Consider the following 19,783-nt stretch of genomic DNA (forward strand, 5'->3'; position numbering starts at 1 on the left):
CCGCCTATGCCAGCTCTGCCTCAAATCTATGTCGAACGAATATCTGCCCAGCTGGGCGACGAGACCGCCGCATTTCTGCGCAGCATGGAGGCGCCCCGTTCGTACGGGCTTCGCCTCCATACGCCCAAGCTCTCCCCGGCGGACGGCGATCCGGCGCTGCGATCGCTGACGGCCCGCTTCGGTCTGACTCCCTTGCCCTGGTGCGGAACCGGGTTCGCCTACGATGGCGAGACCCGCCCCGGCAAGCATCCGTATCATCACGCAGGACTTTATTATATTCAGGAGCCAAGCGCCATGATTGCCGCGGAGCTGCTCGAGCCGCAGCCGGGCGACCTCGTGCTGGACCTCGCGGCGGCGCCGGGCGGCAAGACGACGCAGATCGCCGCCAAGCTGCAAGGCGAGGGGCTGCTTGTCGCCAACGAGATTCATCCGGGACGCGCGCGTATTCTCGCAGAGAACGTCGAGCGGCTCGGCATCGCGAACGCCGTCGTCGTGCAGGCGACGCCGGGCGAGCTCGCCGCGCGTCTGCCCGAAGCGTTCGACAAGATTATGCTCGACGCTCCCTGCTCCGGCGAAGGCATGTTCCGCAAGGAGCCAGAGGCTTGCGCCGAATGGTCGACGGACGCGGTCGCGATGTGCGCCGCACGCCAGCGGGACATTTTGCCCGATGCCGCCGCCATGCTGAAGCCGGGCGGCAGGCTTGTCTATTCCACCTGCACGTTCAACCGCGAGGAGAACGAGGAGACGATCGCCTGGTTTCTGGCAGCGCATCCGGCATTCAGGCTCGTCTCGACGAAGCGGATGTGGCCGCATCGCGGAGAAGGGGAAGGCCACTTCGCGGCCGTGCTTGAGAAGGAAGCCGAACCGTCGGACGATCGCGTCCGTCCGGCCAAGCGGCGCGCCAAAAGCGGCAAGGCGCCGCGGTCGGACGCGGCCGGCGCGCTCTCCGCGCTCAAGCTGTACGAATCGTTCGCCGCGCAGGCGCTGCCCGGATACGCGCTTCCTGCGTCCGGCGTGCCGCTGCTGTTCGGCGAGTCGTTTTATTGGTATCCGCAGCCCGCAGGCTCTCCGCTCCCGGCCGAATCGCTTGACGGCCTGCGGACGCATCGTCCCGGCTTGCACCTGGGCGACGTCAAAAAAGGCCGCTTCGAGCCCGCCCACGCGCTGGCGCATGCCGTGCGCGCCAGGGATGCCGCGCTGACGCGCGATTATCCGGCAGATAGCGCCGCGGTCCTGGCTTATTTGCGCGGCGAAGCGCTGTTCGACGACCGGAGCGGGCACGAAGGCGCGCCTTCGCAGGGCTGGGGCCTTCTGTGCGCGGACGGCCATCCGCTCGGCTGGTTCAAGGCCAGCGGCGGCCAGCTCAAGAACCACTACCCCAAAGGTCTTCGAACCAACTGAAGCGGGAGACGGCTGCCGGCCAAGGCCGAAGGGGCCGCGCCCAAAATGAAAGCAACCGGGCATCTGTCCAATCCGCTCCGGGACTTTGTCATACTATACATTAGTCCGAGCGGCGACGCGGCAAACGGCAACGGGTTGCCGCCGCCGGCTCGGAGACCCGATTGAATGACAAAGGAGGAATTCGCATGTCCGGTGTTGCAGGTGCATATGGTTCGTCCGCTGCGTTCGTTCTGGTGCTTTTCATACTGCTCGTGATTATCCTTCGCGCAGGCTTCTAATTGCAAAAACGCTAGGCAACGCTAAAAAGCCGGCCCTCGGGCCGGCTTTTTCACGTAATGCACGAATCGCTGCGCAATGCCCGAAGACGCTTCGGTCGCGCATCGGTCAGCGTGACGGCGACGACGCCTCTGCGAGGCAGGCTTCAAGCACAAGCGCGACGCCGTCCTCGTTGTTCGTCGCCGTCACCGCGTCCGCGACGGCTTTGACCTCGGGCGGGGAGTTGTCCATCGCCACCCCGTGTCCCGCATATTGCAGCATGCCGATGTCGTTGAAGTAATTGCCGATGGCGAGCACGTTCTCCCGCCGGATCCCCCGCTTTTCCGCCCATTGCCTGAGCGCGGTCCCCTTGGAGGCTTCCCTGTGCTGAAGATCGATAAAGTAATCCCCGCTCCGAATCGTCTGCAGCTCGTGCCGCCAATCCTGCCAATGCGCCTCGAGCTCGTCCAGGTCGGCTTTTGGCGCGAAGATCGATATTTTGACGGTCCGCTCGGGGAACAGCTCCTCCCGCGATCGCAGGATCGGCTCGGACAGCATTTGCGCGTACATGGCCGATATGTCCTCGTTTAAGCGCTCTACGTAAATATCGAATGCCGTGTTCAAGTCGAAATGAATGCCGCGCTCCCTGCAAAGCGCCAGGTAACGCTCCACCTCGTCCGCGCCGATCGGCGATTCCTGCAAAATTTCACGTGATTCGCCGTCCACGATCGAAGCGCCGTTGTGCGTGATGACCGTCCCGGACAAGCCGAGCTGCGCCAGCACCGACAGCGCGCTCGCCGAGCCTCGGCCCGTGCACAGGACGATCTCCGCGCCCGCTTCCGCAGCGGCCGTTACTGCCCGCTTCACTCGTGGCGTCAATTCATGGTGGTCGTTTAGCAGCGTGCCGTCGACGTCGAGTGCGATCAGCTTGTATTTCATGGCGCCTTGTCCTCCGTTTTTTTGTAGCTGCGCAAGCGCTCGAGCTCTTCCTCGGTCAATTCGCGCCACTCGCCCGGCGCCAGCGATTCGTCGAGCGGCAGCGGCCCCATCTCGCTTCTGCGCAAATACAGCACCTTTTTGCCGACCGCCTCGAACATGCGCTTCACCTGATGGTATTTTCCTTCCGCGATCGTCAGTTCGATCCAGGTGAGCGCTTCGCCAGCCTCGACCGCCTCCTGCCAGCTCGTCCTGTTCGCCTTGAGCGCGGGGAACGTGTCCAGCCGATCGATGGCCTTGGCCATCGAAAAGGCGGACGCGTCCCGCTTGGCGTCCTCGCCAGTCGCCTCGGCCGCATCGGCTCCGGCATTCGCGCCCCCGGCCGCGCGTTCGACGACGCGAAGCGTGGCAGGCAGCGTCACATAGCCGTCGTCGAGCGTTACGCCCGTGGCAAAGGTCGCGATGTCCGCCGAGCCGACGAGGCCCGCTACGAGCGCCTGATAGGTTTTGGGCACATGCTTGCGCGGAGACAGCAGATCGTGCGACAGCTTGCCGTCGTTCGTCAGCAGCAGCAGTCCCTCCGTGTCCTTGTCCAGCCGCCCCACCGGAAAAGGCGACAACACCCGAATATCGTCCGGCAGCAGCTCCAGCACCGTTCGCTCACGATTGTCCTCGGTGGCCGACACGAATCCCGCTGGCTTGTAAAGCATCGCGTATACCGTATCGCGGTAGACGATACGCTCCCCCTCCAGCACGACCTCGTCCGCATGGGGGTCGATCTGCATGCCCGGATCCTTGACGCGGACGCCGTTGACGGTCACCGCGCCTTGCCTTACGAGCGACTTCAAGACGCTTCGCGTGCCGTAGCCGAGATTTCCGAGCATTTTGTCGAGTCTCATTTTCGTTTTCATGGCATCTCCTTCTTTCCTTTGAGGAAAGGAATTGCGCTACACCTGCCGCCAGCCCGGCAGCAGTTCGTTTTTCAGCGTCGTTCCGTCCCAGCGGCCCCACCCGAGCGGGCAGCTGTCGAGACAGACCAGCGTCCACCCGCGTCCGCTCGAAGGCTCGCCGTCCGGTCCGGTTACCTTTTCCGGCTCGGGCTGAAGCGTTTCGCCCTTCAAATACCGAATCGCGAGCGCGTCGTCTCCCCGAAGGTGCAGGCGAAGCGCAGCCTCGCTTGCCCTCAGCCCCATCGCAAGCGCCTGGGAAGGCTCGAAGCGATGCTTCGTCGCCCGGCCGAGCAGCCAGCCTTCGCGCACGAGCCGCAGCCCCTGCATATCCCCGGCCCGTTCGGATACCGCGTACACATAGTCGCCCTTGATCCGGATCGGGCTCGGGGGCGCCCAGCCGGGCAGGCTCTCACGCACGAATGTGTCATACCGCGCGAGGGTGTCGGCATCGCCGCCCGTCCGGTCCCGCGCGCCGGCCGGACGGCCGCGCCCAGCCGCTTCGGCGCCGCCGCGATCGGCTGGCGACCGCTTGCCGCGCTTCGCCTCCTTCAACGCCTCGCCGCCGCTCGTTTTCCCGGCCGCCTGCGGACGACCCGCGTTTACCGCATCGTCAACGGCACTCGCCGTTGCCTTCATGGTAGCAGCGCCGCCCTCCGCGCCGGTCCGCTCAAGCAGCGCGGCAAAGTGACCTTCGCCGCGCACGCGATGCGGCCACAGCCTGATCGTCCCTGCCAAGGTGGCCGTGCGATCCGGCCCGAGCGCCTCGGCCTCCCCGGGCGTCAGCCACTCGGGCCGTCCTGGCGCAAAGCCCCATTCCTCCGGCCAGCGCGTCGCCACGACGCCGAAATCCGGATGCGCGGCCAAAAAGCGCGCGATCGTCCCCTCATTCTCTACCGGCGAAAACGTGCAGGTGGAGTAGACGAGGCGACCGCCCGGCGCGACCAGCTTGGCCGCCTCCTTCATAATATCGTCCTGCATGGCCGCATATCTGGCCGGCGCAGCCGCATCCCACTGCCGGACCATGTCCTCGTCCTTGCGGAACATGCCTTCGCCCGAGCACGGCGCATCGACGAGCACCCGGTCGAACGTCGCGCCGAATGCGGCCGCCAGCTTCGCGGGCGACTCGTTCGCGACGACGGCGCTGCGGACGCCCGCCCGTTCGATATTTTTGGCGAGCGCCTTCGTGCGCTCCGTGGCCAGATCGTTCGTCACAAGCAAGCCCGTGCCGCGCAGCTTGGCGGCCAGCTGCGTCGACTTGCCGCCCGGCGCCGCGCACAGGTCAAGGACGCGCTGCCCCGGCTGCGGATCGAGCAGCTCGGCGGGCAGCATCGCGCTTGGCTCTTGAATATAATAGAGACCGGCGTAATAGTAGGGATGTTTGCCGGGCCGCTCCGTCTCGTCCGTATAATAAGCGCCGTCCGCCCAGGGCACGGGCTCTCTGCCGCGGACGAACGACCGCCCCGCGGAAAGCCCGCCCTTTTCCTCGGCCCCGTCCGCTTTCCTAGGCTCGTCCTTCAGCGCGTTAAGCCGGAGCGCCGTTCGCTTGGGCTCGCCGTAGCTCGCAAGAAACGCCTCTGCTTCTTCGCCCAGCAGCTCGCGCATCATCGTTACGTATTCCTTGGGCAGCGCCATCGCCGCCTCCTTCTCTCCGTCCGTGGGAGCCGCATTTCCATCCATTTCGTCATGACCCAATAAAAAGAGAGCCTCCGGGCCGCATGCCAGCCGGCCCGAACGCTCCTTATCGCCTTGCTCGGCCACAGGCGGCGGCTGACCGCCTGCCAGCCCTTCGCCTCGTCGCGCGAGACCCGTCTATGCTGCACCGCGGCAGCAAGCCGCCGTCTCTCCGTCGCTGGCTATTGGCTGCTGTTCTTGCCCGCCCGGGCGAGCGCGGCCTGAATCTCCTGGGACAGCTCCGCCAGCGCCCACATATCCTCCTGCTCCCAAAGCTCGTTGAACCGCAGCTGGAACTGCGCGGCCTCGCGGACGCGGCGGAAAAAGTACAAACCTTGTATATCGTTAAGCACCTTGCGCACGATGCCCGACTTCTCCTCGAAGTCCTGCTGGGCGTCGACGATCTCCTGGCGGATGCTCGACATCTCGCGGTCGAGGGCGAACGCCGCTTCGGCCGCCTTGCGCAGTCGCTCCCGGACATGCTCCGGCAGCTGTTCGCGGTATTTGTAGTTCAGCGAATGCTCGATCGTCGCCCAGAAATTCATGGCGAGCGTGCGGATCTGAATCTCCGCCAGCACCGGCATCGAGCCGAGCGACGTCTGCACCGGATATTCGACGATGATGTGGTAGCTCCGATAGCCGCTGTCTTTATAATTCGTAATATAGTCCTTCTCGTATACGAGCCGCAGATCCTTGCGGATGCGGATCATGTCCGCCACGCGGTGGATGTCCTCCACGAACTGGCACATGATGCGAATGCCCGCGATATCCTCGATGCCCGTCTCGATCTGGTCTATCGGGACGCTAAGCCGCTTCGCCTTTTCCAGGATGCTCGAGATCCGCTTGACCCTGCCGGTCACGAACTCGATCGGCGCATATTCGTCGCGGGCCTTCAGCTCGGTACGCAGCGACTTCAGCTTGATCTTAAGCTCTTCTACGGCCTGCTGGTAAGGCAATAGGAACTTGCTCCAGTCTCTTCCGTCCATACGTCTACGCATCCTTTCCTGCCGCATTGCCTCGCTATCGTCTTGTTTGCGAACGGATGCCTGCCATGCCGCCTCAGCGCCGGTGATCGGCGCCGACCGCCTGGGTGATCCGGGTGAATCCATCCTGCTTAAGCAGACGCTTCAAGCCTACAGCGATCTCCTTGACGACCCCGGGTCCTTTGTAAATCAAAGACGTGTATACCTCTACCAACGATGCGCCGGCGCGGATCTTGTCGTAGGCGTCTTGTGCGGTGAAAATGCCGCCCGACCCGACGATCGGCAGCCGGCCTTCGGTCATGCGGTACAGGGAGCGGATCACTTCGGTGGAACGCTGCGTGAGCGGGCGGCCGCTCAGACCGCCCGTCTCGGACTTGTTCGCGTGCGTAAGTCCGTCCCGTCCGATCGTCGTGTTGGTGGCGATGATGCCGGAGATGCCGCTCTCGAGGATTGCCTGCGCCATGTAGGACAGCTGCTCTTCGTCGTTGTCCGGCGCCAGCTTCACGAGAATCGGCTTCGGCAGTTCGCCGTGCGCGGCGGCCTGGAGCTCCATCTCTTCCTTGACCGCAGACAGCAGACCCCGCAGCTCGTCGCCGTGCTGCAGTGCCCGAAGGTCCGGCGTGTTGGGCGAGCTGATATTGACGACGAACAGGTCGCCGTACGGGTACAGCTTGGCCAGACAAGCCCGGTAATCGGAAGCGGCCTCTTCGTTCGGCGTCGCCTTGTTCTTGCCGATGTTCACGGCCACGGGAACCTTGCGCTTGCCGAGCCGCGCGAGCCGCGCCGCCATGGCGTCTGCGCCTTCGTTGTTGAAGCCCATCCGGTTGATCAGCGCCTCGTCCGGCGGCAACCGGAACAAGCGGGGGCTGTCGTTGCCCGGCTGTCCCTTCGGCGTCACGGTGCCGACCTCGAGGAACGACAGGCCGATATGGCTGAAGCCTCGGACGGCCTTCGCGTTTTTGTCGAGTCCCGCCGCGAGTCCGACGGGATGGTTGAACCGGAAGCCGAGCAGATCGACCGCCAGCTCCGGCGAATCCGAGACCCCCCATATGCCGGACAACAGGGCCGGCACGCCCGGAATCCGGGAGGCGGCGCCCATGCCGTCTACGACGAGGTGGTGGGCGTCCTCCGGATCCATTTTGAAAAACAGGGGTTTAACCCACTTATACAAGCGTTTCAGCATCCTTTCAAATCGCGGCGTCATCGGTTGCCGCATCAAACCCTCGCGTATCAGTTTAGCCTTTTCTGCGCCAAAAGAAAAGGGAATATCGCCCCGGCGCAGCAACCGTTTCATCTGGCGTTTTAAAGATCAAGCGTTTACAATAGTAGCATATGCCGATTATGTAAAATGGAAAGGTTGGTTCCCATGAGCGCGCCAAAAAAACAAGCACCGATTCACCGCAAAACCGAGACCAAGGAGCAGGTCAACAAGCGCGGCATCATCATCGCGGGTACCATATTCGGCGTCATCGTCATCGCGGTGGCCGTCCTCCTGATCGTCAATCCGTAGGCGGCGGCTTCCGGTTTAATTCAGCCATTCGTACTTTTTGGCGGGGTTGGTCTCGTTCTGCGCAGGCTTCAGCTTGAAGCGCTTCTCCGGCGCGCGCAGTTCGACGGGCAGCCCCCCTTTGCTGATCGTCACCTTCGTGCCGATCTGGACCAGATCGAACAGCTCCTCGACGTCTTCCTTGCGCATCCTCGCGCAGCCGTGCGACTCGTCCTTGCCGACGCTCGACGGCTCGTCCGTCCCGTGAATCGCGTACAGCGTATCGGACAGCGTCATCCCCCTGCTGCCGAACGTGCCCGTCGCGCTGCCGTTCGGATTTCTCACCTTTTCCGTAATGACGAAACTTCCTTCCGGCGTCGGCGTGTCCTTCGCGCCGAGTCCGACCTCGTAATTGCGCAGCAGCACGCCGCCGCTGATGACGGCCAGGCGATGCCTCGTTTTGTCGATGACGATCTCGATCGGGTGCTCGGCGAGCTGCGCCACCAGTCCCGCCGGCTTGCCATTGCCTGCGGCCGGTCCCGACTCGTTCGGCCATCCGGCCGCCGCGCCCGCTGGCGCCGTCTTGTCCGCAAGCGCGGCCGTCAGCTCGTCGAACCACGCCGTCTGCTCGGGATTCCAGCCCGACATGATGTTGTTCGGGTAAGCCGCCGCCAGCGCCTTCGGCGAAGCCGGCCATTTGCCCGTCCGGTGCTTGTAGGCGATCATCGCCGAGCGCAGCACGAGCTTGCCCTCCTGAAGCGGCTTCCATGCAGAGATCTTCGCAGCCGCGGGCTTGGCGTCCTGCGCCGTCCCGCACGGACACCAGCCCGAATCGTACCAATCGACGCTCGCCGCGGCCTTGTTCGAAGGCGCGACGACCTGCGCGATCGGCGCGCCTGCCTTCACCCAATCGATCCAGTCGCCGAGCCGGGGCGACTTGAACAGCAGCGAAGGCGCGGCTTGGTCCTGTGCGGTGAGCAGCTTGCCGAGGATGGCCTGACCCGCATCGTCGCGGTCGGCTGCCGCCGCCATCAATCCCGCCGGCTTTGCCGATCCGCCGGTGCCGCCACCGCCGCCTGCGTCTCCTCCACCGCCCTGTGCGGCAGTCCCGCCTTTTCCGCCGCTCGATTGATCCGGCGAGGGCGAGGGCGAAGGCGAGGCCTTGGCCGGCGCCGATTGGCCTCCGGTCTGAACGGAAGGCGCGGCCTTTCCGTCTCCTGCGAGCGCCGCCTTCTGCGGCGCCGCCGCCCGCTCGGCGTAGGCGAACACGCCCAGCGCGATCAGCGCCGCTCCTGCGGCGGCCGCGAACCATCCGGCGCGCCGCTTGCGAGCGGAGGCCGGCTTGGCGTTTTTGTCCGGACCGGCCGCGCCGTCTCCCATGTTCAACTGCGGGCTCTTCTTGGACTCGAACGCCTCGTACACGGGGCCGGCTTGCGCAAAGCAGTAGTTCGCCTTCGCCTCTTGGCCGCGGGACAGGTACTCCTTGCCGAGCAGATACCAGGCCATTTGGTTGTTCCCGTGCTTCAGCAAATAATCCTTGATCGGGAGCGCATCGTGCACATCCGGGCCGAGCTCGTAGAACTGTTGGATTTGTTCTTCGAGACGGTCGTCGTTAGACATTACTTTTCCCTCCCTGCTGCGGACGCTATCGTTAATGTCGGTGCGAAGTTGCGATCGCATTAATTTTGAAGCAGCGTCGACCGCCTTACAGGCAAAAGGGACCGTACGTCAGCGGCAGGCGCTGCGGACGGTCCCTTGTTAGGCTGCGGTTAAAACGTTTTGCTGCGGATGATGACGGCTTGCACGGACGCATCCCATTGAATGTCGAGATCGCCCTCCGTGGCGAAAAAGCGGACCGGCACGTAGAAGCTGCCTTCCTTTAGCACAGGCGCCGCGTTCAGCGTCAGCTCGGACTTCGTCCCGCCCGCATCCTTCGCGACCTTTTTCTGGCCGTTCGCGACCGTATACACGGTATCGCCTTTGGTCAGCTTGCCCGACTTGGTCTTGGCGTCGTACGTCACCTTGAACCCCGTCGCCTGTCCGACCGCCCGCAGCGGCAAATACGTCGCGCCGCCGGACACGAACGCAGGCTTGTCCGATTGAAGCGGCGAGCCGTTCAGCAGCGTCTTGATCGCGCCGTCCTTCTTGAGTCCGGCCGCGCCCGCATACTTCTCGAGCCGCCGGATCTTGTTGCCCGCTTCGTCGGCGATCGCGAGGCTGCCGTCCGCCAGAACGGCGACATCGGTCGGATGGTCGAACTTCGCCGCATACAGGACGCCGTCGACGGCGCCCGGCTCAGTCGCTTCGCCGGCCAGCGTCGACACCTGCCCGTCCTTGAGCAGCCGCACGACATGATTCAGGCTGTCCGCGATAATGAGCGTGCCGTCCGGCGCGATCGCGAGACCTTCCGGCGCATCGAAGCGCGCCGCAGCGGCGGGACCGTCCAGATAGTCGCCCTCGGCATACGGACTGTCTGCGCCCGGCGCCGGTGCCGTGCCGGCGACCGTGCTGACCGTCCCTGCGGCGAAGTCGATATAGCGGATGCGCTGGTTGCCGCGGTCGCTGACGTACAAGTTGCCCTTGGCGTCTAGCGCCAGTCCGCTCGGCTCGTTGAACTTGGCGTCCGCGAGCGGTCCGTCCGCATAGTCGCCGAAGCTCTCGGCCGCGCCGGGCAAGTATTGTCCGACCCGCGTCGAAGGCGCGTTCAGCGTCTTGACGGTGCCGTCCGGCGCGATCTTGCGGATCGTATGGTTCAGCGTATCCGCCACGAACACATTGCCCGCGGCGTCGACGGCGACATCGGACGGCGCGTAGAACGTTGCCGCGCCGCCCTTCCCGTCGGCCGCGCCGGACAGGCCGCTGCCGGCCAGCGTCGTCACCTTGCCGTCCGTCCCGATCTTGCGAATCGCATGGTTGCCGGCGTCGGCCACATAGGCGTTGCCTGCCGCATCGAAGGCGATGCCAAGCGGCTGATCGAACAAGGCGCGGTCGGCCAGATCGTCGTGATAGGAACCCGTCGGCAAGCCGCCCTCGTCGGAGCCGGAGAAGTGTCCTGCGTATGTGGACAAAGCGTTCGAAGCGAGCAAGCGGATCAGATGGTTCCCGCTATCCGAGACCGCCAGGCTGCCGTCCGCCCGCACGGCAAGCGAATGCGGCTTGAACAGCGTCGCCTCCGCGAGCGGTCCGTCCTGACCGCCCCATTCGGCGTGTCCCGCCCAGGTGCGAATCTCGTACAGCCCTCCCGATTGCAGCCATCCGGTATCTGCCGCGAACGCGGCTCCCGGAACGGTCAGGCTGAGTGCGAGCGCCGCCGCGGCGCCGGCCGTTTTGCGATTCCATGCTTTCATTTACATTCTCCTTCGTTGGCTACTCGGTCTGTTGAATTCCGTTACCTACTATTTTATAGAAGCGTAATCCCGGGAAAATCCGACAAAAGTCTCTAAATCGCAGTCTGTCCGGCCTTCGGCGCCTCTGCCGCCGAATTGGGCTCGCCGGCGACGCCGAGCAGCTCGTAGACGCGGATCGGCAGCGACTTGCCTTTGAACATGCGATCCTCGCCCTCGTCGAACCGGAAGTGGGCGGAAGTCTTGGCGTATACGGCGTCGGACACCATGATCTGCCCGGGCTTCGTCTGCGACTCGATCCGCGCCGCGATGTTCACGTTGTCGCCGATCGCCGTATAGTCGACCCGCAGGTAAGAGCCGATATTGCCGACGACGACGGTGCCCGTGTGAATGCCGATGCCGACGTTGACCTCGCAGCCGTACTTTTCCCGGATCGTATGCCTGATCTCGTTCATGCCCTGCTGAATCTCGTAGGCCGTCTTCACGGCGAGCCGTTCATGGTCTTCGACGTCGAGCGGTGCATTGAACAGAATCATGGCCGCGTCCCCGATGAACTTGTCGATCGTGCCCCGGTTGGCGAGCGTCGTCTCCGTGATCATGTTGAACATCGTGTTCAGCGTATCGACCAGCTCGGGCGGCGACAGCTTCTCGGACAGCGGCGTGAATCCCCGGATGTCCAGGAACAGGACGGTGATCGTCTTCGAGTCCCCGCCCAGCTTGATGTCGATGTCCTGAGAGACGATCTGCTTGACGAGGTCGGGCGATATGTAGCGGCCGAACTGGCGCGTGACGAAGTGCTTCTGCGCGCTTTCGAGATACGACTTGAGCGACACGTTGGTCAGGTAGGCGAGCGTGACCGCAAGGATCGCGTCCGCGACGCCGATCTGAATCTTGTAAGCGTCGTAGGCGAGCATTTGACCGTAAACGAGACCGAATACCGCCGCAAGATAGAGCAGGATCGAGTAGACGTTCTTGAGGCGCCAAGGCAGCAGAATAAACAGGAGGAACAGCGCAAGTCCGCCGAGCCAGATCGTCCATGCGGGCGCGTAGCCGACCGACGAGCCGCTAAGCAGCTGGTTCACGATGTTGGCGTGCACGTATACGAGCTGCATTTTCTTTTCGATCGGCGTCGTCCCGCTGTCCTGCCCGGAATCGTCGGACAATCCGACCGCCGTGAAGCCGATCAGCACGACCGAATCCTTGAAGACGCTCGGATCGATGTCGCCGTTCAGCACGCTGCTGAACGATACGGTCGTCACGTCCTCCGTGTTCAGCTGGTAGTCGATCGTGATCGTGTTTTTGGCGACTGCATTGTTTTTTTCGAAAATTTTGCCGGGGTCCGTCATCTTGTCGTAAGCGGACAAATCCGCGCCGGCCATGTCGGCCGCCATGTAGGCGAGCGACGGATACACCTTGCCGTCCTCGTCCTCGATCTTGAGCCACGTCTGGCGAATGACGCCGTCCGGGCTCGCGACCCGGTTGATGTTCGCCAGCTTGACGTGCTCCGCGAATTGAGGCAGCGGCCCGTCTATGCGGTAAGCCTTGAGCAGCGAGTCGGGCCTTGCGACGGTCTCGCCGAAGACGTCCCCTTCCGTATTGCCGATCACCGGCAGGATGACGTTGTCGTAGGCGGCGAGCGCGTCCGCGAACGCCTGATCGCTGTCGGCATTCGTCTCCTCGTTAAACGTAACGTCGAAGCCGATCGCCTTCGGTTCGCTGCCCGGCTGGTTCAGCATGTCGAGGAACGGCGCGTAGACGGCGCGATCCCAAGGGAAACGGCCCAGCTCCGCCAGCGAGTCGTTGTCGATCGCGACGACGACGATATCCTTCGGCGGTGCGCCTGCGGCTTGCTTCATATTGTAGTCGTAAAGCATGTTGTCGAGACGGCCGAGCCATCGCTCGTTGTGCGCGAAAAACAGCGCAATCAACAGCAAGACGTTCATCACGATAGCCAATCTTTTGATTTTCTCTCTCACGGGTTCCCCTGCCCTTTGCGATTCGATCGTGCTTATCCTTCGTATCGTTCGTATCATTGCTAGTATACTTGAATCCGAGGCGAGATTGTTCAAATTTTGTCAAAAAAAGTCGCAAAAAAACCTCCCCGCGCCGGAAGGCTTCGGGAAGGCCGAACACGCTCGATCCGCGAGAGGTATCGCGAATTACATATTAAACGGCTCGTCGGCGATTTGGATCGAATCCGTCGGGCAGCCGTCGGAAGCGTCCTGGAGATCGTCGTACAGTTCCTCGGGAATCTCGGTCACGCCGCGGTTGGCGTCGCCCTTGAAGATGACCTCCGCCAGACCTTCGTCGTCATAATCGTAAATATCGGGCGCGGTGGCGCCGCATGCGCCGCACGCGATACAAGTGTCTTTATCGACATACGTAAACTTAGCCATATTATGATAAGCCTCCTAAAAAAGTCAATCCCGCTTGCAATACGCGGAAACGTTCGCCGGTTAAATCCAAATATAATACAAAAGACCGCGACTTTCAAATAAAAATAAGGAATACCGGGCTATAGCTTCGGCTTATAGCAACGTCATTCGTCCTCGTCCTTCTCTCGTAAAAAGTCGGTCTGCAGCGAAGTTCCCCTGATTTTCTTGTTGCGAATCAGAGCCGACGGATCGTTCGTCAGCATGCCTGCCGTGAGCACCGCGCTCTCGCCGAATTTGTCCCGCAGCCTGTCGAGGACGGAGACGAGCTGCGCTTTGCGCGGCGCTTCCTCGTATTCGAAAAGATCGAGCTGGACGGGCGTCTCCGTCTTCGGGGACAGGCTTTGCAGCGTGATCCCGAGCAGCCGGACGGGCTCGCCTTCGCGCCAATTCGCGTCCATAAGCTTGCAAGCGACTTTGTATACGTCCTCCGCGCTCTCGGTCGGCACGTCGACCGTATGGGAGCGCGTGATCGTCTTCATGTCCGGATCGCGAATCGTGATCTGGACGGCCCTGCACATCATGCCTTCCCGCCTGAGCCGCCGCGCGGTCTGATCTGCCAGGTTCAGCAACACCCGGCGGAACTCCTCCCGCTTGGTCAGGTCGGCCGGGAGCGTCGTCGTATGCCCGACCGACTTGGCCGCTTCCCGGACCGGCTCGACGGGCGCGTCGTCCAATCCGTGCGCCGCGCGCTTCATCCAGACGCCGTAAACGCCGAACTTATCCTTCAGCAGCTTCTCGTCCGCGGCGGCCAGCTCGCCGATCGTCCGAATGTTCATCCTTAATAGCTTATCCGCCGTTTTGCCGCCGATCCCATACAACGTTTGGCAGGGCTTTCCCCACAGCAGCTTGGGCACGTCCCGCCGGCGAACGACGGTTACCGCGTCGGGCTTGCGCATGTCGGAGCCCATCTTGGCGAGCAGCTTGTTCGGTCCGATGCCGATGGAGCACGGCAGTCCAAGCTCCTCCTTCACCCTGCGGCGGATCGCCTCGGCAATCTCGATCGCGGTCCCGAACTGAGAGCTGCCGGTAATATCGAGGAAGCACTCGTCGATCGATACGGATTCGATCTGCGGCGTGTAAGCCCCCGCGATGCGTCTGAAGCCCCGCGAGTATTGCCTGTACAGATCGAAGTCGGGCGAGATCAGGATCAGCTCGGGACATAAGCGCTCTGCCTGCCTGACCGTCATTCCCGTCCTGACCCCTTTGGCTCTCGCTTCGTACGAGCTCGTGACGACGATCCCCTTGCGCAGCTCCACGCTGCCGGCGACGGCCGTCGGCTTTCCTTTATACAGATCGGGTCGTTCTGCCGCATGGACCGAGCAGTAAAAGGCGTTCATGTCCATATGCAAAATGATTCTGCCGCGTTTTTCGCGAACCCCGCCATCCATCTCGCTCATTCTCCTCGCGCGTTTTTCGGCTCCCTTCATTATAATACGCGAAGCCTCCGCGGTCACCCGGCGCCCGCTTCCTCGGCATTCCTCCCTCTACAATTGGTTCATCGCATGTTATAATAATGAGAATATTCGCCGACTGGCTATTCACGTTCTTGGGAGGTACCTTCATCCATGACCCAATCCATCAGCATTTTCGATACGACGCTTCGCGACGGCACCCAGGGAGAAGGCATCAGCCTGACAGCAGAGGATAAGCTCAAGATCGCCCTGAGGCTCGACGCACTGGGCATTCACTATATTGAAGGCGGCAATCCCGGCAGCAACAGCAAGGATATCGAGTTTTTCAAGCGCGCCCGCGAGCTCAATCTGAACGCCAAGCTGACGGCGTTCGGCAGCACGCGCCGCAAGAACAGCTCCTGCGAGCAGGACGGCAACCTGCGCAATCTGATCGAATCAGGCGCGAAGGCCGCGACGCTGGTCGGCAAAACATGGGATTTTCACGTCCATACGGCGCTGCAGACGACGCTTGAGGAGAATCTGGCGATGATCGGCGAGTCGATCGCTTTTCTGAAGCGTCACGGACTCGAAGCCATTTTCGATTCGGAGCATTTCTTCGACGGCTACAAGGCGAATCCCGAATACGCGCTGGCGGCGCTGACGCGCGCCCGCGAAGCCGGCGCCGACTGGATCGTGCTGTGCGACACGAACGGCGGCACGCTGCCTAGCGAGATCTCCGAGATCGTGTCGAGCGTGACGGCTCAAGTCAACGCGCCGATCGGCATCCACACGCACAACGACTGCGAGCTTGCCGTCGCCAACACGCTGGCGGCAGTCGCCGCCGGCGCGCGCCAGATCCAAGGGACGATCAACGGCTACGGCGAACGCTGCGGCAACGCCAACCTGTGTTCGATTATCCCGACGCTTCAGCTTAAGCTCGGATATCCCGTCGTCTCCGACGAGCAGCTTCGCTCGCTGACGTCCGTGGCGCGCTACGTGGGCGAGATCGCGAACGTGATGCTCCCCGTCAATCAGCCTTATGTCGGTACGGCGGCGTTCGCGCACAAGGGCGGCATTCACGTATCGGCAATATTGAAGGACTCCAAGACCTATGAGCACATCTCGCCCGAGCTGGTCGGCAACAAGCAGCGCGTGCTTGTCTCCGAGCTCGCCGGACAGAGCAACATCCTGTCCAAGGCGCAGGAGATGGGTCTCGACGTGACGACCGACAGCGCCAAGGCGAAGGGCGTCATCGAACGGATCAAGCAGCTCGAGCACGAGGGCTATCAATTTGAAGGCGCGGACGCGTCCCTGGAGCTGCTGCTTCGGGAGGCTTATACCGATCTCGTCGACGTGTTCTCGGTCGAGTCGTTCAAGATTCTCGTCGAAAAGTCGAAGACCGGCACGCAGACCGAAGCGATCGTCAAGCTGAACGTGAGCGGACAGCAGGTGTACACGGCCGCCGAAGGCAACGGCCCGGACAACGCGCTCGACAACGCGCTTCGCAAGGCGCTGTCTCAGTATTTCCCGGGCATCCGGGAGATCCATCTGTCCGACTACAAGGTTCGGGTGCTCGACGAAAAAGAAACGACAGCCGCGAAGGTTCGCGTGCTCATCGAATCGACCGACTTCAAGGACAGCTGGAGCACGGTCGGCGTCTCCTCCAACGTCATCGAGGCGAGCTGGGAAGCGCTCATCGACAGCATTCGCTACGCGCTGCTCGGCATGGCGCAGAGCGACTTCGCCCCTGAGGCGCCCAGAGAGGCGCTCGGCCTGGTGAATCACTGATCCGGACGCTTTTCAACGCAAACACAGAGCGCCCCTCAAGGTTTAAGTCCTTGAGGGGCGCTCTGTTTGCGAGGCGGCTTATGTCGCGTTGCGTCTAGGCCGCGTCCTTCATCGCCTCGTCGATCATCGTTCTCCATTCCTTCAGGCTTTTGGCGCCTTCGATCCGCTGCCGGACGACGCCGTTGCGATCGACGATGAAGCTGATCGGATACGAGAACACTTTATAATCGTCGCCCGCCTTGCCTTCTTTGTCCATCAGCACGGGGAACGGTATCGCTTTTTCCTTGACAAAATCTTTGGCGCCTCGGACCGTATCGTACTTGGTCGCGTTTACGCCGTACAGCTCGATTTTCCCCTTGTATTCCTCGTACAGCTTCACCAGGTCTGGCGCTTCGACGTCGCAGGGGCCGCACCACGATGCCCAGAAGTTGATGACCAGCACCTTGTCCTGCGGCGACTTCGGATCTACCGCGTAGGTCGCGCTATCGTCCAGGGACGACAGCTTCAGCGCCGGCGCTAACGAGCCGACCGTAGGCGCCACCTTCGTAGGCGAGCCGGCTGTTCCGGACACCGTAGACCCGACATTCGCTTCGCGCGCGCTTTTGCTGTTTCCCGCCAGATTATAAACCAATACGCCGGCAATCGCTACGACAAAGAGGACGGCAATGATAACGTTACGCTTCAATTCTTTTCCCTCGCTTCGCCAAGGTCGCTTCCTCCATCTTAACGGATTCTGCGAATTCATGCCATCCCCTCGGCCTCCGGCCTTGCAACCGAATGCAGGCTCGCGCATACTGAGCGTAGCTTCTGCCCGCAGAGAAAGGTTGACGTACGATGCGCAATCCGTCCGAAGTTCAAATGACCGATACGCTGCTTCGCGCTCTCTTTGAAGGGTGTCGCGAGGCGCTTCCGCTCGAAGCCTGCGGCGTCCTGCTCGGAGCAAGGGAAAATGCCATCATCGCAGTGACCGATATCCGGTTTATACCGAATGTCGCCGCCGATCCGCGTACCGCCTTCGCCTTCGAGCCGCGCGCTTGGATCGAAGCCGCTTACGCAGCGCAAAAAAGCCGACGGGAGGTCGTCGGCTTTTTCCACTCCCATCCTTCCGGTCCGCCGCTTCCGAGCGCCAGCGATATTCGCGGATGTGACGGCTCGGGATGCCACTTGATCGCAGGCTTCGGCCCTTGCGAAGCGGTGCGCGCCTACAAGGCGAGCGCGGAAGGCTCCTGGACCGAGCTCCCGCTCTCTGTGCGCTAATGCCTGCTCAGATAGGCGTAAAGATCGCCGAGCGTCGATACCTGCTTGGCTTGAATCCGCTCGAGGAAGGCGAACCACAGCTTGGCCGTCATGAGCGAATCGTGGAGCGCATGATGGCGATAGGTGATCTCGATGCCGTACGATTCGAGAAGCTCGTCTAGGCCGTAGCTTTTGCGCCTGGGCTCCAGCCACTTGGCGACCATCATCGTGTCGACGACGCGATGGGACAGATTCACCTTGGACGTCTTCCACAAGGCGGCGTTCAGGAATTGCTTGTCGTGACCGCTGCCGTGCGCAATAAGCACGCGTTTCCCAATAAAATCGAGAAAGTCGTGCAGGCTCTGCATGAGATCGGGAGCCTCCTGCGCCATCGCGTCCGTAATCCCGGTCAATTCCGAAATATGGGGCGGAATTTTCCGACGCGGGTTGACGAGGCGATAGAACGGCTCCGCCGTTTCAAGCTCTCCGCCTTTGATCAGAACCCCGCCGATCGATAAGATTTCGTCGCCGTTATACGGATTGAAGCCCGTCGTCTCCAGATCGAACACGACGGCTTCCATCTCGGACAACGGCGTATCCAGCGCCGATTCCTTGCGCTGGTCGCGCGACAACTGACGGATGAACGCCATCTGCTGCGCATTCGAAGAACCCAGCATCGAAGCGATCGCAGGCGTGATGCCGCCCGTCTTGTATAAATGCCACATGCGGCCCATCGGACTTTTGGGCTCCTTCATGTCGTTCACCTCCCGCCGAAGCGGCGTTGCATCTCCTTCTCCAATTGACGCTGCAGCCGTCTGCTGATCCGCAGCGCCTTCTTGAGCGGAGCTTTCTCTTCCTTGTTTAAAACCGCCGGTCTAAGCTTGCCGGTGCCCGACCATTGCCCGCTGTCGTCCCGATTCGAGGCCAGCAGCCGCAAGCGCAGGAACATTTCGAACGCCCATGCCGCTTCGTCTGCCGTTTTATCGCTCAGCGTACCGATCTCTTTTAGCGCTTGAATACGGCCGAGCGTACTCGTCGCGGGAATATCGGCGCGTATGGCGAGCAGGCGGAAAATATTGACCATCGGAATGTACGCGCCGTATTTGACGTCAAGGCTTCCGGCATCTTCTCCGTAATTTTCCACGAACAACTGACCGAACACGCCGATCAACACTTTATGACGAAGCGTATTTTCGAGCATCCGTCTGGCAATGTCGGCATGCGACATCAGATCGCCGACATATCGACCTTTCCATCTCCGGCCAAGCTCGAGGTCGCCCGCGAGCTGCCGCGCGTCCGCCAGAATGAGCAGGTAACGAACGTTCTCCCAGCTCGGCTCCGCGAACCATCGGTCGACCTTCTCCTCCCAAGCCGAGATTGGAAGGCACCACTCGGGATTCGATACGATGACATTGCCTTCGCAAGGCGGATATCCGATCTCGAACAGCGAAGCGACGATTCTGGAGCCAAGCGCGCCGAAGTAGGACTCGGCAAGCTCGGCTTCTCCGGGATCGGCGCAATCGCCGTAGACCAGTCCGCTGTCCTGGTCGCTCGCGAGCGTCTGCTCTCCCCTTCCGCCGCTGCCGAACAAAAAATAGGCATACGGCACGGGCGGAGCGACGAGCCCCATCCGTGCCGTATCCTGCTCCGCCAGCGTCAGTACCCGGCGGATCAAAGCGTCATGCAGCTCGTTCAGCGCTTCGACAACCGGAACGACCGGGCGCGCTTCGTGCAGGAGCGCGCTCACGCGCTCCTGCACCTGCTCCCGGATCGTCCGCAATTCGTGAAGCGTGCCCGCGCCGTTGATTTCAAGCAACCGCTGTGCCACGTCTATCTGGGACAATGCGGTCCTACCTCCTGTCGGGACGCCGTTGCTAAATATGAATGAATCGAAGCGAAAGTGCCGA

Annotated in this window: 18 protein-coding genes; 5 read left to right on the plus strand and 13 right to left on the minus strand. The window is 62.3% G+C overall.

Annotation, left to right across the window (positions count from 1 at the left end):
- Positions 1-6: 6 nt before the first annotated feature.
- Entirely contained in the window at positions 7-1,401 is a 1,395-nt protein-coding gene (locus tag KVT38_RS11590; RefSeq protein WP_217593869.1) for an RsmB/NOP family class I SAM-dependent RNA methyltransferase, read from the plus strand.
- A 185-nt stretch (positions 1,402-1,586) separates the two neighbouring features.
- Positions 1,587-1,679, plus strand: a complete 93-nt coding sequence (locus KVT38_RS11595) for a YjcZ family sporulation protein (protein ID WP_090115666.1) — start codon at positions 1,587-1,589, stop codon at positions 1,677-1,679.
- Between the two features lie 106 nt (positions 1,680-1,785).
- On the opposite strand, the gene KVT38_RS11600 is transcribed toward KVT38_RS11595, so the two are convergent.
- The 5 genes from KVT38_RS11600 to KVT38_RS11620 form a co-directional block, all read right to left on the minus strand.
- Complete coding sequence (locus tag KVT38_RS11600; protein ID WP_217593870.1) at positions 1,786-2,595, minus strand: Cof-type HAD-IIB family hydrolase; 810 nt, start codon at positions 2,593-2,595, stop codon at positions 1,786-1,788.
- A complete protein-coding gene (locus tag KVT38_RS11605; RefSeq protein ID WP_217593871.1) occupies positions 2,592-3,503 on the minus strand; it encodes a pseudouridine synthase in 912 nt (303 codons plus the stop codon). Before KVT38_RS11605 ends, KVT38_RS11600 begins: the two co-directional genes overlap by 4 nt.
- A gap of 36 nt (positions 3,504-3,539) precedes the next feature.
- Positions 3,540-5,234: an RsmB/NOP family class I SAM-dependent RNA methyltransferase gene (locus tag KVT38_RS11610; RefSeq protein ID WP_306795314.1), complete on the minus strand. Its 1,695-nt coding sequence runs from the start codon at positions 5,232-5,234 to the stop codon at positions 3,540-3,542.
- A 161-nt stretch (positions 5,235-5,395) separates the two neighbouring features.
- On the minus strand, positions 5,396-6,199 hold the full coding sequence (gene yjbM / locus KVT38_RS11615) for a GTP diphosphokinase (RefSeq protein ID WP_217593872.1): 804 nt from the start codon (positions 6,197-6,199) through the stop codon (positions 5,396-5,398).
- A gap of 73 nt (positions 6,200-6,272) precedes the next feature.
- On the minus strand, positions 6,273-7,379 hold the full coding sequence (locus tag KVT38_RS11620) for a quinone-dependent dihydroorotate dehydrogenase (protein ID WP_217593873.1): 1,107 nt from the start codon (positions 7,377-7,379) through the stop codon (positions 6,273-6,275).
- A 183-nt stretch (positions 7,380-7,562) separates the two neighbouring features.
- Between KVT38_RS11620 and KVT38_RS11625 the strand changes: the two genes are divergently transcribed.
- Positions 7,563-7,706, plus strand: a complete 144-nt coding sequence (locus tag KVT38_RS11625) for a hypothetical protein (RefSeq protein WP_217593874.1) — start codon at positions 7,563-7,565, stop codon at positions 7,704-7,706.
- Positions 7,707-7,721: 15 nt separating this feature from the next.
- Here the strand turns inward: KVT38_RS11625 and KVT38_RS11630 are convergent, their stop codons facing one another.
- The 5 genes from KVT38_RS11630 to KVT38_RS11650 form a co-directional block, all read right to left on the minus strand.
- A complete protein-coding gene (locus tag KVT38_RS11630; protein ID WP_217593875.1) occupies positions 7,722-9,302 on the minus strand; it encodes a L,D-transpeptidase in 1,581 nt (526 codons plus the stop codon).
- 149 nt (positions 9,303-9,451) lie between these two features.
- The gene (locus tag KVT38_RS11635) at positions 9,452-11,029 is read right to left on the minus strand and encodes a stalk domain-containing protein (RefSeq protein WP_217593876.1); all 1,578 of its coding nucleotides are present in this window, start codon (positions 11,027-11,029) and stop codon (positions 9,452-9,454) included.
- 92 nt (positions 11,030-11,121) lie between these two features.
- Entirely contained in the window at positions 11,122-13,002 is a 1,881-nt protein-coding gene (locus tag KVT38_RS11640) for a CHASE2 domain-containing protein (protein WP_217593877.1), read from the minus strand.
- Between the two features lie 183 nt (positions 13,003-13,185).
- On the minus strand, positions 13,186-13,422 hold the full coding sequence (locus KVT38_RS11645) for a ferredoxin (RefSeq protein ID WP_217593878.1): 237 nt from the start codon (positions 13,420-13,422) through the stop codon (positions 13,186-13,188).
- A gap of 143 nt (positions 13,423-13,565) precedes the next feature.
- Positions 13,566-14,858, minus strand: coding sequence for a DNA polymerase IV (locus KVT38_RS11650; RefSeq protein ID WP_254639165.1), 1,293 nt, complete (start codon positions 14,856-14,858; stop codon positions 13,566-13,568).
- Between the two features lie 168 nt (positions 14,859-15,026).
- Here KVT38_RS11650 and cimA point away from each other — a divergent pair, with 168 nt between their 5' ends.
- Entirely contained in the window at positions 15,027-16,640 is a 1,614-nt protein-coding gene (gene cimA / locus KVT38_RS11655) for a citramalate synthase (RefSeq protein WP_217593879.1), read from the plus strand.
- A gap of 94 nt (positions 16,641-16,734) precedes the next feature.
- Here the strand turns inward: cimA and KVT38_RS11660 are convergent, their stop codons facing one another.
- Positions 16,735-17,325 (minus strand): TlpA family protein disulfide reductase, encoded by a 591-nt coding sequence (locus KVT38_RS11660; RefSeq protein WP_217593880.1) that lies wholly within the window; start codon positions 17,323-17,325, stop codon positions 16,735-16,737.
- 149 nt (positions 17,326-17,474) lie between these two features.
- Here KVT38_RS11660 and KVT38_RS11665 point away from each other — a divergent pair, with 149 nt between their 5' ends.
- Positions 17,475-17,897: a M67 family metallopeptidase gene (locus KVT38_RS11665; protein WP_217593881.1), complete on the plus strand. Its 423-nt coding sequence runs from the start codon at positions 17,475-17,477 to the stop codon at positions 17,895-17,897.
- Here the strand turns inward: KVT38_RS11665 and KVT38_RS11670 are convergent.
- Positions 17,894-18,631, minus strand: coding sequence for an exonuclease domain-containing protein (locus KVT38_RS11670; RefSeq protein WP_217593882.1), 738 nt, complete (start codon positions 18,629-18,631; stop codon positions 17,894-17,896). The genes KVT38_RS11665 and KVT38_RS11670 overlap by 4 nt on opposite strands.
- A gap of 5 nt (positions 18,632-18,636) precedes the next feature.
- Positions 18,637-19,719 carry a DUF294 nucleotidyltransferase-like domain-containing protein gene (locus KVT38_RS11675; protein WP_217593883.1) on the minus strand — a complete coding sequence of 361 codons (1,083 nt, stop codon included), beginning with the start codon at positions 19,717-19,719 and terminating at the stop codon, positions 18,637-18,639.
- Between the last annotated feature and the right edge of the window lie 64 nt (positions 19,720-19,783).

This window comes from Cohnella sp. GbtcB17, assembly GCF_019091135.1.
Classification (GTDB): Bacteria; Bacillota; Bacilli; order Paenibacillales; family Paenibacillaceae; genus Cohnella.

Bases quoted from the DNA above. Each gene is read 5' to 3' on its own strand.
- KVT38_RS11590 (WP_217593869.1), top strand. From the start codon at position 7: ATGCCAGCTCTGCCTCAAATCTATGTCGAACGAATATCTGCCCAGCTG.
- KVT38_RS11595 (WP_090115666.1), top strand. From the start codon at position 1,587: ATGTCCGGTGTTGCAGGTGCATATGGTTCGTCCGCTGCGTTCGTTCTG.
- KVT38_RS11600 (WP_217593870.1), bottom strand. From the start codon at position 2,595: ATGAAATACAAGCTGATCGCACTCGACGTCGACGGCACGCTGCTAAAC.
- KVT38_RS11605 (WP_217593871.1), bottom strand. From the start codon at position 3,503: ATGAAAACGAAAATGAGACTCGACAAAATGCTCGGAAATCTCGGCTAC.
- yjbM (WP_217593872.1), bottom strand. From the start codon at position 6,199: ATGGACGGAAGAGACTGGAGCAAGTTCCTATTGCCTTACCAGCAGGCC.
- KVT38_RS11620 (WP_217593873.1), bottom strand. From the start codon at position 7,379: ATGCTGAAACGCTTGTATAAGTGGGTTAAACCCCTGTTTTTCAAAATG.
- KVT38_RS11625 (WP_217593874.1), top strand. From the start codon at position 7,563: ATGAGCGCGCCAAAAAAACAAGCACCGATTCACCGCAAAACCGAGACC.
- KVT38_RS11630 (WP_217593875.1), bottom strand. From the start codon at position 9,302: ATGTCTAACGACGACCGTCTCGAAGAACAAATCCAACAGTTCTACGAG.
- KVT38_RS11635 (WP_217593876.1), bottom strand. From the start codon at position 11,029: ATGAAAGCATGGAATCGCAAAACGGCCGGCGCCGCGGCGGCGCTCGCA.
- KVT38_RS11645 (WP_217593878.1), bottom strand. From the start codon at position 13,422: ATGGCTAAGTTTACGTATGTCGATAAAGACACTTGTATCGCGTGCGGC.
- KVT38_RS11650 (WP_254639165.1), bottom strand. From the start codon at position 14,858: ATGAGCGAGATGGATGGCGGGGTTCGCGAAAAACGCGGCAGAATCATT.
- cimA (WP_217593879.1), top strand. From the start codon at position 15,027: ATGACCCAATCCATCAGCATTTTCGATACGACGCTTCGCGACGGCACC.
- KVT38_RS11665 (WP_217593881.1), top strand. From the start codon at position 17,475: ATGCGCAATCCGTCCGAAGTTCAAATGACCGATACGCTGCTTCGCGCT.
- KVT38_RS11670 (WP_217593882.1), bottom strand. From the start codon at position 18,631: ATGAAGGAGCCCAAAAGTCCGATGGGCCGCATGTGGCATTTATACAAG.